Genomic DNA, 15,590 nt, shown 5'->3' on the forward strand with positions numbered 1-15,590 from the left:
GTCACAGGCCCGCCGGCCGGGTGCTGATGGTCGCCGACTCCCGCAACTCGGCCAGGTCGGCCTCGCCCCGCCCCAGCACGCCCGTCAGCACCTCGTCGGTGTGCTGGCCGTACAGCGGCGGGATCCGGTGGATCCAGCGTCTTGGCCTGCCGGCGAAGGCGAACGGCATTCCGGTACAGCGGAACGAGCCGGCAACCGGGTGATCGACGGTTTCCCAGAAGCCACGCGCGAGCAGGTGTGGGTCGTCGAGCAGCGCCGCGGCGGGCGTGACACGCGCCGCGGCCACTCCGGCGGCACGCAGCGTCTCGACCGCGTGGTCCACCGAATGCCTTGCGGCCCAATCGGAGATCAGCTTGTCGATCTCGTCGGCGCGGTCTTGCCAGTCCGGTCCGCGGAGCTCCGGCTGGCCGAGCATGCCGGCCAGCGATGCGCGGGCCCCCTCGTCCGTCGCAGCGAGGGCCACCCATTCGTCGTCACCCCGACAGGGGTAGACGCCCTGCGGGATGGCGCCGGGTCCCCGGTTTCCGCTGCGCCGCAGTTGGATTCCATTACGCGAGTGCTCCACGACCAGCTCGGCCGCTACGTTCAGCGCCGCCTCGACCATGGTGGACTCGACAAGCATTCCGGCTCCGCTGCGGTCACGGATCACCAGTGCCGCAACGGCGGCGAACGCGGCGTGCAGCCCGGCGATCGGATCGCACACACCGCGGGGAATAACCGGCGGCCCGTCGGCGTGCCCCGTCATCCATGCCATTCCGGTCGCCTGTTCCATCGTCTGCGCGAAGCCGACGCGGTCGCGCCACGGGCCGTCGAGGCCGAATGCGGGCATCCGAACCATGATCGCGCGGGGGTTCGCCTCGCTCACGGCGTCCCATTCCAGGCCGAAGTTCGCCATCACCCTCGGCGAGAAATTCTCGATGACGAGGTCGCCGGCGGCGACGAGCTCCAGCGCGATGGCGCGCCCGGCGTCGGTTGCCAGATCGACGCTGATGCCCCGCTTGTTGCTGTTGCTGCACAGGAAAACCGGCCCCCACTCCCACCATTGGTCCCAGGAGGGGGGCCGGCCGCCGGCGAACCGCAAGCCGTCGGGCCGGCGAACGCCCTCGACTTTGATCACGTCGGCACCGAGGGCGCCGAGGAGTTGAGTGGCGACCGGCCCGGCCCAGAAGGCGGTGAAGTCGGTGATCCGTATGTCGGACAGCGGCAACGCGCCGGGATCCGCGACGGGCCGCCGGCCGGGTCGCGGCGGCCAGTGCACGCGCCCGTTGTCGGCGCCGAGTTGCGGCGGCCGCCCGGGCGTCACGGTGGCGATCGCGTCGCTGCGGTACGGCACCCGGGGCTGCAGCACCCCCGCCTGGGACTCGACGAACACGCCGCGCTCGACGAAGTGGTCCACCTTGGGCAGCATCTCCGGGGTCGCGATGGGAGCCACCGGGATGCGGAAGGCCACCGCGATGTCGACGATCTCCTGCGTGGTGCGGGCTTGCGTCCACCGGGTCACCATCCCCAGGAACTCGTCGCGGCGCTGGGCCCGCCCGGCGAACGACGCCAGTTCGTCGTCGTCGACCAGATCCGCGCGGTCGATCATCACCAGGAAGTCCTGGAATTGTTGCGCGGTGATGGTGCAGAAACCCACCATCCCGTCGGCCGTGGGCACGATCGACGGCAGCTCCAGGCTGCGTCCGTACAGCAGGGAATCCGGGCCCAGCACGCTGGCCGACATGGCGGACAGACCGCCCATGCCGATCGCCATCGCCTCGTAGGTCGAGACGTCGACGACCTCGCCCCGGCCGCTGCGCAGGGCGTGCCGCCCGGTGGCCGCTGCGACCGCGGCGGCAAACGAGCCGGCCAGCCACTCCCCCAGCCGGCCACCCGCCTGGACGGGTTCGTCGCCCGGCCAGCCGCGGCCGGCGATCGAGCCGCACAACGCCTGCAGGACGAACTCGTTGGCGGCGACCTGGTCGTCGACATAAGGTCCGGTCGTGCCGAACGGCGTCACGGCCACGACGACGGCAGACGATCCGGTGCGGGCGGTGATGTCGTCGAGCGTCCAGCCGTCGGTCAGGTCGGTGAGCACCAGGTCGGCGCCCGCGAGCAGCGCGCTGATCTCGCCGGGATCCACGTCGACCACCGACCTCTTGCCCGCCGCCAGATAGCCGAACAGCGCGCCCGGGGGGCCGCCCGCGGACCACGTCCGCACCGAATCACCCTGCTCCGATTCCACTTTCACGACGTCGGCGCCGGCGTCGGCGAACATCTTGGCACAGTAGGAAGCCGCGATCCCGTTGGACAACTCCAGCACACGCCAGCCCGCGAACGGTGCCTGACCATTCACGGTCAATTGCCCAGGGTGGTGGCGCGCCCGGCGATGCCGCCGGCCTCGGCGGTCACCGTCGCCGAACCCTGTGCCTGCAGGGCGAACTGCGTCATCCGTGTCCAGGCGTCGCGGTCACGCTGGCTGGCACGGTGGCCGACGTGGGTGACGACGTCGACGTCGGTGGCCTGGCGGCGCAGCTGCCCGGCCCGCGCCTGCTCCTTGGGAACGTGGCGGAACGGATCGAAAGAGTAGGCGGCCATGGCGTTTTCGTGGGTGATCTTGTTGATGACCGCATCGTCGAGGTGGCCCATGGTCTCCACGACGTCCTCGGGCGCGAACGGCCAGTTGCTGTCGGAATGCGGGAAGTCGGACTCCCAGCACAGCATGTCCTCGTTGAACCAGTCCATGTTGCGCACGCCGACCTTGTCGCTGATGAAACAGGTGTAGAAGTGCCGTTTGAACACGTCGGACGGTCCGTCGTAGCCGGGCGGGAAGGTGGCCAGCGTCCAGCCTGCGTGACGGTTGAAGACGTGCTCGGCCCGCCACAGAAAGTACGGCATCCAACCGACGTCACCCTCGGTGAGCGAAAACTTCAGTTCCGGGAAGTCGCCCCAGAACTCGGCCCAAATCAGCTCGGTGAAGGTGAACATGCTCATCATCGACGACGCGGTCATCTGCACGCTGGGCGGGGCGTCCGTCGACACCTGGGGAGAGCGGGACGCCGAGCCGACGTGGGTGCACAACACGGTTCTGCTCTCGCACGCGGCCTCGAACAGTGGGTACCAATACTTGGTGTGGATGCTCGGCATCTGCAGCGCCTCGGGGTTCTCCGAGAACGTCACGGCGTGACAACCCTTGTCCGCGAGCCGTTTGACCTCCCTTGCCGCCTCTGCGACGTCGAACAGCGGCAGGATGCCACACGGGATGAATCGCCCGGGGTGCGCCGCGCACCACTCGTCGACGTGCCAGTCGTTGTAGGCCTTGATCATCACCAGGTTGACGTCACGGTCGGGCCCCTGGTTGAGGACCTGGCCGGAAAAGCCGGTGAAGTTCGGGAAGTTCAGGCCGGCCAGCTGGCCTCCCGCATTCATGTCGCGGACCCGCTCGTCGACGTTGAAGCAGCCCGGGCGCATCTCGTCGTAGCGCGAGGCGTCGATGTTGTACATCTCGCGGGGCTTGCCCGCGACGGCATTGAGGCCCATGTTCCGCCCGCGGACATCGCCGTAGTACCACTGCTGGATACCGTCGGGCTCGAGCACGACCCGCGGGGCGCGGTCCTTGAACCTGGCGGGCACATGCGATTCGAACATGTCGGCGGGCTCGGCGATGTGATCGTCCACGCTGATCAGGATCAGGTCGTCTTTGTTCATGCCGCGCTCCTAGCGTGCCGGTGCCGACTAGTAGACAATGGCATCAGTCACAGTGTCAACGGCACGCGCCGGCCCGTGCGGGCCGTGTGGAGCGCTGCTGAACCGTAAAGCGGTTGGTGTGCAACACATGCGCGCCCGGCGCGACCGCGTTGCCCCCGAATCCCGCTGGGCTCCGCGCAACGACTATTAGTCCGTCCCCGGGGTCCCGGCGGTCATGGCGCCCACGGTGGTCGCGTGCCACCATGAGGCATGCCCGGGCCAGGAAGGCGATGCCGTTGAGCACCAGCAAGGCCGCGCGCCCCACCACCGCCGACGTCGCCCGATTGGCCAGCGTGTCCACCGCGACCGTCAGTTACGTGCTCAACAACGCGGAGGGCCGCAGAATCTCACCCGAAACCCGCGACGCCGTGTACCGCGCCGCGAAGCTGCTGGGCTATCGGCCGAACCTTGCCGCCCGCAACCTCGCGCGCGGCAAGAGCGGCGTGGTCTTGTACGTCGTGCCGCGCGTCGCGGTCGGTGAGATGCCGATGCAGGCCGGCAGCCGCATGACCACAGCATTCGCAAGGCAGGGGCTGCTGCAGGTGCAGATCTTCGAAACCGAGGACGACAAGCACGTGGTCGATGCGATCGAGAGCCTCGATCCCGTCGCGGTCACCAGCCTCTTCCCCCTGCACGGTGCCGCCTTGCACGCGGTGCAGCAGGCGGGCGCGCCGCTCATCGAGATCGGCACGCTGCCCGCGCTCGGCGATCCGCATCTGTCGGTCGGCGAGATGCGGGTCGACCACCTCGTGTCGCGCGGTCATCGGCGAATCGCGTTCGCCTACACCGGAATCGCCCGGTGGCGCGCCCTGGGCGACTACTGGTTCGAGGGTGTCTCCCGCGCGGCCCGCACGCGCGGCCTCCCGCCCGTGCGGGTCGGCTCGGTGACACTGGACACCGCCGCCGACGTGGTGGCCGCCTGGGCACGTGACGGCGTCACCGCCGTGTGCGCCCAGAGCGACGAGATCGCCTGCCTCCTCCTGTACGGCATCCACAGGGCAGGGCTGGTCTGCCCCGCCGACCTCGCCGTCATCGGCGTCGACGCCAGCCCCATGGGAATGGTCAGCACGCCGCCGCTGACCACCGTCGAGTTCGACCCGGACGCGGTCGCCGACGCCGCCATCGCCGCCGTCTTCGAGCGGCTGGGGCTCACGGCTCCGCCCTCTCCGGCGCCGACCGACATCGCCCGCCTGATCGTCCGCTCATCGACGTGATCGCGCGCGAACTCCCACCGCGCCCTCAACCGCCGGCCGGCTCGTACCTGAGCATCGTCACCTCGTGCTCCGGGTAGTCGAAGAACACCGGCTTGACCCGCATCCCAACCCGCAGATCACCGGGCTCGACGTTGACCATCTCGGTGGAGAACCTCGGCCCCTCGTCCCACTCGACGATGGCCAGCAGCTGCGGGACGGCGTCGGCGAAGTGCTGGGATACCGGCCTGCGTGCCGTCGTGAACGAGTACAGCGTGCCCATGCCCGAGATCTCGCGCCACTCCAAATCGTCGGCCAGGGTCCGCGGGGCACGCACCCGGGGGTAGAACACATAGCCCTGCAATGACGGCGAGTACTGGATGACGATGCGGTGCTGGGCCAGCGCGTCCCAAAACGGGGCGGTGGTGGGGGTTTTCACGGGCATCGGCCGTTCGAAGGTGGCCATGTGCGATCAGTCTCCCTCGAGGACGAGCGCGGTCTGCTCCGACAGGATCCCACCGTTTCCGGACACGAACGCCCGATGGCAGTCGGCGACCTGGGCCGCGCCCGCCCGGCCCATGATCTGGCGGGTGGCGTCGCACACGTGGTGCATTCCGCCCGCCAGGCCCGCCTGGCCGAAGCCCAGTTGCCCGCCGGCGGTGTTGAGCGGGAAGTCGCCGCGGAAGGTCAGGTCGTGGCCGGCGACGAACTCCATGCCCTTGCCCTTCCCGCAGAAACCGGCGTCCTCCAGCGACAGCAGCACGGTGATCGTGTAGCAGTCGTAGATCGACACCATGTCCATCTGCTCACGGCCGAGTCCCGTCATCGTGAAGGCGGTGTCCGCCGCCGCAGCCATCGGGGTGTGCAGCAGGTCCTCGGCGTATGTCGGGGTTTTGAACGGCACGTGCTCGCCGAACCCCTTGATCCACACCGGACGGTTGCGGGTACGCTTGGCGATGTCCGCGTTGGCGACGACGACGGCGGCGCCCCCGACGCAGGGCATGACGATCTCCAGCATGTGCAGCGGGTCGGCGATCACCGGGCTGGCCAGCACGTCGTCGACGGTGACCGCCTTGTCCTTCCAGATCGCGCCCTCTGTGTGATTGGCGTTGACCCGCTGGTCGACGACGATCTTGGCCATCGCGCGCTCGTCGTAGCCGTAAACCGCCGCGTAGCGCTGCGCCACCTGGCCGTACGGACCGTTCTGTCCCAGATTGCCGTAGGGGATCTCGAATTCGGCCTGAGGTGAGCCGTATTGGTTACTGGACGATCCGAAGAACATCGCGTCCACCAGCGGCCTGGGCCGCTTCGGAGAGGAGGGCGTGACGTAGCGGGCGGGCAGCGCGCACAGGACGGCTTCGCAGATGCCGAGTTCGATCGCCGCGGCAGCGCGCCAGACCATCGCCGCGGCGCTGGCCCCGCCGAGGTCCACGAGTTCGGCGAACCGCGCCGCGACACCCAGATATTCCGCGATGGTCGAAGGCACGAAGATCTGCGACTCGGCCAGGTGCGACGCCACGATGCCGTCGACGACCTCGAACGGCAGTCCCGCATCGTCGGTGGCTGCGGCGCCGAGTTCGGCCCACTGCTCGATGGCGAACGGTGCGGGCGAGGCCTTGGTCAAGCGTTCCGGTGGTAGCTCGACGTACCCGACGATCGCGGCCTCGCCACGTAATCCCATGCCGTGTCCTTATTTTCGGGGTAAGCCCAGAATCATCTGCGCGATGATGTTCAGCTGGATCTCTCGGGTTCCGCCACCGATCAGTTCGGCGGGCAGGTGCAGGTACGGCTCGACGATGGCGGGGTCGGAGTCGGCGACCATCGCCAACCTCCCGGCCAGCTGCAGCGTCGCCTCGAACGTCCGCCGCAGCAGCACGTTCATCGCCACCTTGGCGATGCTCGACGCCGGGCCGGATGCCTGCCCGTCGAGCAGGCGGATGGTCTCCCGCACACCCAGCGCCCTGATGGCGTTGGTGTAGGCGTCGAGTTCGCCGAGGGCGCGTAACGCGTCGTCGCGGTCCGGACCGGGTTGCGCCGCGATCCGGCGGAGCGCGGCGGCCCGGTCGAACTTGACGTAACCGCTGATGGCCGAGCGCTCTTCGGCCAGGGTGGCAATCGCGAGGTTCCAGCCGTCGGTGGGACCGCCCAGCAGCATCTCGTCCGGCACGAAGACGTCGGTCAGGAACACCTCGTTGAAGTGCGCGTCGCCGGTCGCCGTCTTGATCGGCTGGATCTCCACCCCGGGCGAGCGCATATCGAGGATGAAATACCCGATGCCGCGGTGCTTTCCGGCCTCGGGATCGGTGCGCGCCAGCAGCGCGCCCAGGTCGGCGTACTGCGCCAGCGACGTCCAGATCTTGTGGCCGTTGATCCGCCAGCCGCCGTCGACCCTGGTCGCCCGGGTGGACAGCGAGGCGAGGTCTGAGCCGGCCCCCGGCTCGCTGAACAGCTGGCACCACAGGATGTCGCCGCGCTGCGTCGCCGGGATCAGGCGCTCCTGCAGGTATTTCGGAGCGGCGGCCAGCACGGCGGGCAGAATCCATTCGGCGATGTTCAGCGAGGGCCGAACGAGCCCGGGCCGCTTGGCGAATTCCTCGTCGATGATGAGCTGTTTGAGGGGACCCGCATCCACACCCCAAGGGGCCGGCCAGTGCGGGGCCATCAAGCCGGCCTCGGCGATCAACGAGCGCTGCGGCCCGGTGGCCAGATGCTCGTAGTCGCCATTGGGTGCGGGCTTGTCGTTGCGCAATTGCATTGCCGCATCCAGCGTCTCGGCGACCCACGACCGGAACTCCGATTCCGCGTCGCCCAGATCGACCGCCATGTCGCGCTGCTGGCGGCAGGTCGCTTCGCCGAGACGGCGGGCCCACCGGTTGGCCGGCCCGATCGACCCGGCGAGGCTCACAGCCCGCCGCCAGTACAGGTGCAGGTCGTGTTCCCAGGTGAAGCCGATCGCACCGAACATCGTCAACGCGTCGAGCACAAGGTCCGGCGCGGGCGAGATGGCGATCGTCGCCGCGCCGGCCGCGGCGATGAGGTGCTGCTCGAGCGGTTCGTCGGCGGCCCGCACCGCGTCCCAGGCCGCGGCAGTGGCCAACTCGCTGTTCACCAGGAGCATGGCCGCGCTGTGTTGCAGCGCCTGGAAGGTCCCGATGACCTTGCCGAACTGTTCACGGCTTCGCAGGTGCGCGGTGACGGCCTCGACGCACCACTGGATGATCCCGGCGGTCATGCTCGCGGTCAGCCCGAGGACGACGCAGTGCGCGCGCTGGGCGTCGATGCCCGTGAGCACATCCGGCTCCGCCACGCCATGGTCGCTCAGCCGCAGGACCCCGGCATCGGCGACGAGGTCGGTGCCGCACACGGGTTCGACTGTCGCGGTGGTCTTTTGGGTGTCCACCAGCACCCAGATCATGCCGTCGTCGGGCGTGCGCGCCGCGGTCAGGATCGTGTGGGCACTGAGAAGACCGGCGGCCGTCGCCGAGACCCCGCTCAGCACCCAGCGGTCACCGTCGCGACGCGCGTGAAAGTCGCCGTCGCCGGGCAGCATGACCGCCGCCGGTGTTCCGGATGTCAGGTCGCGGAGGAACGATTCAGCGGCGTGCGTGAGCGCGGCGAGCGATGCGACGGCGCCCGCCGCGACCGTCGGCAGCAGCGGTCCGGGCAACAGCGCTTTGCCGGCCGCTTCCAGGACACACGCGACGTCGCTCAATCGCCCACCCTGCCCCCCGAGCTCTTCGGGCAGGTGGACGGCGTGAAAGCCGTTGCCGACGAGTTCGTCCCACCATTTCGGGAGCTCACCGGCCGCGAGCGCATCGAAGCCCGCGCGGGTGGCCGCGATCGGGGCGTGGCGGGCGGCGAACTGGCCGACGGCGTCGGTGAGCTCTTGCTGCTCCGCGCTCAGTCCCAGAGTCATGAACACGGCCGACCAGTGGCTGACGTTGGCCGCACGGACTGACACCTTCCCAACTTCGGTGGCGGCCGACTGACACAAGACGGACCGTCTCGTCTTGTGGCAGACTACGGTGCGGGTCGGGATATGTAAAGCGCGCCCCAGGGCGGCGGAATCGAGGATCAGCCGGATGCCAACGGATCTGAGCCAGGTCGGCTCGCCGCGGCGTCGCAGCGAGAAGTCGCGCAACGCGATCGTCAGCGCCACCCGCGAACTGCTTCTTGAGCGCGGATTCGACGGTTTGACCATCGAGGCGGTCGCCGCCCGGGCCGGGGTCGGCAAGCAGACCATCTATCGCTGGTGGCCGAGCCGGCCGGCCCTGGTCGCCGACGTCATGCTCGAGGACGCGGACAAGCTCCTGGCGTCGGTGAACCACACCGGCGATCTGGCCGCCGATCTGGCGGGGTGGGTGCGCAAACTCGCGACGACGTTGACCACCGCCCGGGGCTCGGCGATGCTGAGAATCTTGACCGTGGCGTGCATGGAACACGAGGACACGGCCGTCAAGCTGCGAGCGGGTTTCAGTACGCCGCTTCACGACAGCGTAAGAACCCGGATCCTCGCAGACGGTATCGACGAGACCACCGCCGAATCGGCCGCCGACGCCATCGTCGGAGGAGTCGTATACCCGATTCTTTCTGACCCGCAACGGTATTCACGACGGCGGGCCGAGCTCACCACCCAGATCATCGTCGACGCGCTCATCCGCCGACACCGACCACGACCGTAGCGGACGCAGCAACGCGTTCTTCTTGTAGTAATGCTGGGCCATTCGGCGCATGATGTCGTCGAGGGCGGTGACCGCCTCGTTGAGGTAGGGGCCTTTGTTCAGCATCACGCACTCGGCCCGCTCGCTCATGGCCGCGTCGCTTATCTCGGCGCGGGAGGGCATCCCCGTCTTGGCGAGTTGCTCGAGGACCTGCGTGGCCCAGATCACCGGCAGGTGCGCGGCCTCGCACAGCCACAGGATTTCCTCTTGTAGCTCCGCCATCCGTTCATAACCACACTCCACAGCCAGGTCGCCACGAGCGATCATCACGCCGACCCTGGGCCGGCGCATCGCTGTCAGCAGGAGCTGGGGGAGGTTCTCGAAGGCTTGTCGTGTCTCGATTTTCAGCACGATACCCAGGTCCTCGCCGCCCAGTCGGCCAAGCTCGTCGAGCAGTCGCTCGACATCAGACGCGGTGCGGACGAAGGACATGTCGACCAGGTCCGCGAGTTCGACCACAGCAGCCAAATCGGTGACATCGCCTTCGGTGAGCGCCGACACGGGCAGGTCGGTATCCGGCATGTTGATGCCCTTGCCCGCTTTGAGGCGAATCGTCCCCTGCTCGGGGTGATCGATGCGCACGGTGAGGGCTTCGCGTTCGACCGAGACGACGCGCCCACCGATCCGGCCGTCGTCGAAGTGAATCGCGTCGCCGACTTTGGCATGGTCGAACGCCTCGGGCAGCGTGCAGCCGATGCGCACCGGCTGATCACCGTCCACCGGAGCGGGTGAGTTGTCGCGTGTCAGCAGCAGAAGGTCGCCGGCCCGCAACGCCAGGCTCTGCTCCGTTTCGGGAAGAAGTCCGACTTCGGTGGATTGCCCGCCACTTGCGGTGCGCAACACGGTTCCGGTTTCGAGGTACGTCGTCTGGCGCCCGGTCAACACGAATCCGCCCGAATCAGGGGGCGTGCCGGCGGCCTCGAGTACGAGCTCACGGTTGGATCCGCGCGCGTCCCGGAGCACCAGGACATCGCCGGCCGCGCGATTGGTCAGCCAGTGCAGCGGCACCGGGATCGACGCCATATCGGGTTGCGGCGGGCTCGTCGGGTCCTCCACCGATGTCAACCATGCCCGTGCCGGCGTGACGACCCGGCCCACAGGGTCCCGCTGCGGGCGCAGCTTCACGACGCGTGGCCCCGGCTCCAGCGGTCCCGTGCGCAGCTTCGGTCCCGCGAGGTCCATTGCCACCAGGCACGTCGTACCGGCGCCCACGGCCGCGTCCCGGACGTGTTGTGCCATCGCCCGCCACGCCCGCTCATCGTCGTGGGCGCAGTTGATCCGCGCGATGTTCATCCCCCGGCGCACCAACTCGCAAACCAGCTCAGCGTCGGCCGCGGCCTGCGATGGCAGGGTCACCATGATGCGCGCCATCCGATGTGGCGGCTGGGCGCCGAGCAGCTCGACCGTGTGCTGACGCAGGATCTTCGGTCCCTGCTCGATGGGGACCGCGGAGGGCGAAGGCGGCCGCCAGTTGCCGTCCACAATGCCGGCGATGGCCGACCGGACCGCCGCCAGCGTGGCCTGAACATGGGCTTCGCTGCGACCCAAGGACGAAAGTCCGAACTCCGCAAGACCGACTTGCAGTTCGCGCAAATCGAATTGGCGGATTGCCCAGTAATGCAGTAGGTTTCGTGCACTCGACCGCTGTTCGGGAGCGGTTTCCGATAGCCAACCGGCCCAGGAGACCTCCGCCTCAAGCAAGCTTGCCAGCAGGCCGTCGACCCGCTCGAGTAAACCCCTGAGTCGCGGGACGACGTCGCCCTCGACCGGTGCCGGCGTGGCCCGCCCTGTCCCGTCCAGATCACCGGCCGTGCGCTGACCAAGCACCGCAACTCCTCGCTCCGTGACCTCCGGCGGCCACCCGGTGTTAACGTCGCCTTAACGTGAATCACCAAGGCACGCACAAACTTATCGGTTAGGGAGGCACCGGGGCAGGGCCGTTGGTCCCCAAATTGCACCGACCGCCGCACGCGTCATCGTCGCGGCCCCGCACGATTCAACTTGTAACGAGCGCTTAACGGCGCGGCAAGAATGGCGGGGGCGGTCGCCGCCATGTCGCCGGCGCTCAGACGCCTTTGCGCGACAACATCATTAAGACAAATGACGCTCATCACGAATTCGAATTGGACCTGGATGGAGAACCGGTGAAAAGATCCGGGGGTGGTTGTTCACCGTGATCCGGACGTGCCGCCGACGGACGAAGGGTCTGCGCGGATTGCACGCGACACCCTGGTCGAGGGGTTGGGGCGACGCGGTTTCGTCAGGGCCATCGCCGCGCTCGGCGCCGGCGCGGGGGTGGCAGGGTTCACGGCCGGATGTGTCAAGAACGGCTCGGCGGCCGCACCTCGAGGTGACGTCGGTGTGCTGCAACCGGGCCGGGGCGCCGTCGAAGGCAACCACTATCTGGCGTCCGCGCCCGACCAGGTGCTCTGGGGATACGTTCCCAACGTCCATGCGGCGGCAGTGCTTCGGATGAGATCGGGCGAGACGATCACCGTCGACGCCGTCTCTCACGAGGGCATCCTCGAGGACCAGGGACGTGACCCCGTCGCGTACTTCGGGTCAAAGGGTGTGGCCCGCGCGGATGTCCTTGACGACGCAGTCGCCATCGCATCGGAATATCGGCGCACCACAAGGGATTTCGATAAGGACGGTCCCCACGTCGTCACCGGGCCCGTGTTCGTCGAGGGCGCGCAGCCCGGGGACGTCCTCAAGATCGAGACACTGCAGGCCACGCCCCGGGTCGCCTACGGCGTCGTCTCGAACCGGCATGGCAAGGGTGCGTTGGCGAGGACCGCCGACGGAGGCGCGCCGGCGGGGATAAGCATCGACGAGGTCATGCCGCCGGTGGGCCAAGACGGGCGGCCCAACGCCGATCCGACCAAGTACGGCAACGTCTCCACCTTCACCACCGTCGAGGACGGCCTCGGTGTCATGCGCTACCGCGACACCTCCGTTCGGTTCCCGCTCAATCCCTTCATGGGAATCATGGGTGTCGCGTTCTCGCAGGACTCGTCGCTGACCGCGCCGAGCTCCAACTCGATCCCGCCGACCCTTGGCGGGGGCAACATCGACATCAAGCTCCTCGGGGTGGGCTCCACCCTGTACCTTCCCGTGTTTGCCGAAGGCGCGCTGTTCTACGCCGGCGACCCCCACCTGGCGATGGGCGACGGTGAAGTTGCGCTCACCGCGCTGGAGGGGTCCCTTCGGGGAACGTTCCGGCTCACGGTGTGCAAGCCGAAGTCGGGTGACGCGCCGTCGGTGGCCTACCGGTACCCCTTCGCCGAAAGCGCCGACCTGTGGGTGCCGATCGGGCTGTCCGATCCCGACGGCAGCGTCAACGGGCAGATCACCGACCTCAACGTGGCAATGCGCCGCGCGGTGGTCAATGCCCTGGACTTCCTCGAATTCGACAAGGGCATGGACCGCGCCACCGCATACGCCTACCTGGCCGCCGCGGCGGACTTCTCCGTCTCCCAAGTGGTCGACCGGACCGTCGGGGTTCATGGACGGATCGCCAAATCGCATTTCACCCAGACCCGACCCGCGGTGACGAACCCCAGTTAGCTGTCCCGGCCGCTCCAATTCCGCGGAACGGGCGCTGGCGACGTCACTGATCGTCTATGCATGACACTGTGACTGCGAACCCGGCGTCCGGCACCGCGGCGACGCCGCCGGACCAACTCGCCCCGGACGCGCGCGCCGCTTGGCGGTTCTTTCAGCAGATGCTCTCCGACGTCACCAATGTCGTGAGCGAAGACGCCGAAACCGAACGGGAACTCCTGGAAGGGCTCCGGCTCATCGCGCGGGTGTCCTCGCTGTGCGCACAGATGTCCGTCGAGGCCGACCCCAACCGGCCATCCATCTTCGACATGTGCTCGCAGCACCGGATGGTCGGCGGCCCCAACCCCGACGGGAACTATTACCTGGCGATGATCCGCGGCGACCGGCGATACCGGATCAGCGGTTCGCGTGGCACCAGCGCCTACCTCGGGCTTCAGGTGCTCGCGGGCACCGGCCTGACGCCGCGGCGGATGTCCAATTACGTCAGCGACGTCGACCTCGAGCTGCGATCGGGTGAGTTCGCACTCGTGCTGTCGCCCGACGAGCCGCCGGAACTCGCCGGCGCGCAGTGGGTTCAGGTCCCGGCGGACGCGTCGGCGGTGGTGATCCGCGAGTACGTCGGAGATCGTGCCGCCGAGGAGTTGGCCGCGCTGCGCATCGAGGCCCTGGACCCCGACCCGCTCACACCTCCGACCGACGCCGGGCTCGCCGACCAGTTCACCGCGATGGCGTGGTCACTGATGAAGCTGGCCACGCTGCACCGCACCATCAAGCCGGAGTTGCTCGACAGTCCCAACACGCTGGTGACAGCACAGGCCGCGGATCTGGGCGCCGCGGACACGACCCCCGACAACCTGTACATGATGGGTACCTTCCGGCTCGACCCGGACCAGGCGCTGATCCTCGAGATCACGCCCCCCGACACGCGGTACTGGAACGTCACGCTGGAGAGCATCTGGCACGAATGCCTCGAGCCGCGCCACCGGCACAGCTCGGTGACCAATCGCGGAATCCAGCCCGATGCGGACGGGCGCGTGCGAATCGCCATCTCGGCCAGCGACTTCGGGGTCGGGCATTGGCTCGACACGGGCGGTCGGCATCGCGGGTTCGTCGTGCTGCGCTGGCTGGACAATCCCGCCCCGCCGGACGTGACGGTGTCGGTGTGCCGACGCGAGGAGCCGACGTGACGCTGCAGCAGCGGTTCGATCCCCAGCGGCTGCTCGCCGCCGCCTGCGAAGAGACCGGAAGCGACGACTTCGGCGACGGGCTGGGCCTGGCCGGCTGGCAGGCTGCGCTGCAGCGCGTGACCGACGGCCTCATCAACGACGCGCGCCTGTCGGACATCGGTGTCGAGATCGCGCACCTCGACCTCATGCGCGCCCTGAAGAACCGGCTGGACGTCGTCGCCTGGCGCAGGCAACATCCCGAGGTGGCCGACGAGTCGATCCGTCAGCCGATCTTCATCGTCGGCCAGCCCCGCACCGCAACGACGATCCTCTATGACCTGCTCGCCCAGGACCCCGAACTGCGCGCGCCGCTGACATGGGAGGTGGACGCGCCCTGCCCCGTACCGAAACCCGTGTCCTACCATGACGATCCCCGCATCGCGCAGACACAGGCCGGCATCGAGCTCTCCGAGCAGATCATGCCCGGCTTCCTGGCCTTCCATCCGATGGGCGCGCTGGTCGGGCAGGAGTGCGTGCGCATCACGGCCGGGGCGTTCACCAGCATGATCTTCTCGGTGCAGTACCGGCTGCCGAGTTACTACCGGTGGCTGCTCTACGAGGCGGACCATGCCCCCGCCTACCGCTACCATCGGATCTTCCTGCAGCACTTGCAATCCGGTGTTTCGGGCCAGCGGCTGCTCAAGTCGCCCGCGCACCTGTGGCAGCTCGGCGCGCTGCTGGCCGAGTATCCCGACGCGCTGATCGTGCAGACCCACCGCGATCCGCTGAACGTCATCTCCTCGATCGCCGCGCTGACCCACCACCTGCGCCGCATGTGCAGCGACGAATCCAGCATCGCCGAGTGCGCGGCGCAGTCCTACGAGGAGATCGTCGCGGGCCTCGAGCGCGAGATGGCCCTGCGGGCCGGTGGCGCCGTGCCGGCGGGACGGGTGATCGACGTGCAGTACACCGATTTCATGAACGACCCGTGGAGCACGATCAACGACATCTACCAGCGCCTGGGCCGGGATTTGAGTCCCGTTGCGGCACAACGGATGCGCGACTTCCTGACGGCTCACCCGGGAGACGGTGGCCGGGGCCGGTACACCTGGTCGGACACCGGCCTGGACGCCGGCGAGGTCCGCGAGCGGGTGCGCGCCTACCAAGAGCGCTACTCGGTGCCGACCGAGCAGTTGCGCTGAGCCGTCGTATTGCTCATGGGT

Annotated in this window: 11 protein-coding genes; 5 read left to right on the plus strand and 6 right to left on the minus strand. The window is 68.4% G+C overall.

Features of this window, described 5'->3' with window-relative positions; genetic code table 11:
• Window position 1 precedes the first annotated feature (1 nt).
• Both G6N48_RS18895 and G6N48_RS18900 read right to left on the minus strand, forming a co-directional pair.
• The gene (locus tag G6N48_RS18895; RefSeq protein WP_085268508.1) at window positions 2–2,335 is read right to left on the minus strand and encodes a CaiB/BaiF CoA-transferase family protein; all 2,334 of its coding nucleotides are present in this window, start codon (window positions 2,333–2,335) and stop codon (window positions 2–4) included.
• Between the two features lie 2 nt (window positions 2,336–2,337).
• The gene (locus tag G6N48_RS18900) at window positions 2,338–3,687 is read right to left on the minus strand and encodes an amidohydrolase family protein (RefSeq protein ID WP_085268507.1); all 1,350 of its coding nucleotides are present in this window, start codon (window positions 3,685–3,687) and stop codon (window positions 2,338–2,340) included.
• 269 nt (window positions 3,688–3,956) lie between these two features.
• Between G6N48_RS18900 and G6N48_RS18905 the strand changes: the two genes are divergently transcribed.
• Window positions 3,957–4,940, plus strand: coding sequence for a LacI family DNA-binding transcriptional regulator (locus G6N48_RS18905; RefSeq protein WP_085268506.1), 984 nt, complete (start codon window positions 3,957–3,959; stop codon window positions 4,938–4,940).
• Window positions 4,941–4,965: 25 nt separating this feature from the next.
• Here G6N48_RS18905 and G6N48_RS18910 read toward each other — a convergent pair whose 3' ends face one another.
• Genes G6N48_RS18910 through G6N48_RS18920 form a run of 3 tightly spaced genes read right to left on the minus strand, consistent with a single transcriptional unit; the run spans window position 4,966 to window position 8,832 of the window.
• Entirely contained in the window at window positions 4,966–5,382 is a 417-nt protein-coding gene (locus G6N48_RS18910) for a Zn-ribbon domain-containing OB-fold protein (protein ID WP_085268505.1), read from the minus strand.
• Between the two features lie 6 nt (window positions 5,383–5,388).
• Window positions 5,389–6,597 (minus strand): thiolase family protein, encoded by a 1,209-nt coding sequence (locus G6N48_RS18915; RefSeq protein ID WP_085268504.1) that lies wholly within the window; start codon window positions 6,595–6,597, stop codon window positions 5,389–5,391.
• 9 nt (window positions 6,598–6,606) lie between these two features.
• Window positions 6,607–8,832 carry an acyl-CoA dehydrogenase gene (locus tag G6N48_RS18920; RefSeq protein WP_085268666.1) on the minus strand — a complete coding sequence of 742 codons (2,226 nt, stop codon included), beginning with the start codon at window positions 8,830–8,832 and terminating at the stop codon, window positions 6,607–6,609.
• A gap of 166 nt (window positions 8,833–8,998) precedes the next feature.
• Here G6N48_RS18920 and G6N48_RS18925 point away from each other — a divergent pair, with 166 nt between their 5' ends.
• Window positions 8,999–9,598, plus strand: coding sequence for a TetR/AcrR family transcriptional regulator (locus G6N48_RS18925; RefSeq protein WP_085268503.1), 600 nt, complete (start codon window positions 8,999–9,001; stop codon window positions 9,596–9,598).
• Here the strand turns inward: G6N48_RS18925 and G6N48_RS18930 are convergent.
• Window positions 9,524–11,464 carry a pyruvate kinase gene (locus G6N48_RS18930; RefSeq protein ID WP_232066656.1) on the minus strand — a complete coding sequence of 647 codons (1,941 nt, stop codon included), beginning with the start codon at window positions 11,462–11,464 and terminating at the stop codon, window positions 9,524–9,526. The two genes, G6N48_RS18925 and G6N48_RS18930, sit on opposite strands and share 75 nt — an antisense overlap.
• A gap of 333 nt (window positions 11,465–11,797) precedes the next feature.
• On the opposite strand from G6N48_RS18930, the gene G6N48_RS18935 reads away from it, so the two are divergent.
• From G6N48_RS18935 to G6N48_RS18945, 3 genes are all read left to right on the plus strand, one after another.
• Window positions 11,798–13,204 carry an acetamidase/formamidase family protein gene (locus tag G6N48_RS18935; protein WP_232066657.1) on the plus strand — a complete coding sequence of 469 codons (1,407 nt, stop codon included), beginning with the start codon at window positions 11,798–11,800 and terminating at the stop codon, window positions 13,202–13,204.
• 158 nt (window positions 13,205–13,362) lie between these two features.
• Window positions 13,363–14,388: a DUF1214 domain-containing protein gene (locus G6N48_RS18940; RefSeq protein WP_085268664.1), complete on the plus strand. Its 1,026-nt coding sequence runs from the start codon at window positions 13,363–13,365 to the stop codon at window positions 14,386–14,388.
• The gene (locus tag G6N48_RS18945) at window positions 14,385–15,569 is read left to right on the plus strand and encodes a sulfotransferase family protein (RefSeq protein ID WP_085268663.1); all 1,185 of its coding nucleotides are present in this window, start codon (window positions 14,385–14,387) and stop codon (window positions 15,567–15,569) included. The genes G6N48_RS18940 and G6N48_RS18945 overlap by 4 nt, the downstream gene beginning before the upstream one ends.
• Window positions 15,570–15,590 lie beyond the last annotated feature (21 nt).

The organism is Mycobacterium parmense, from assembly GCF_010730575.1.
Lineage (GTDB): Bacteria > Actinomycetota > Actinomycetes > Mycobacteriales > Mycobacteriaceae > Mycobacterium > Mycobacterium parmense.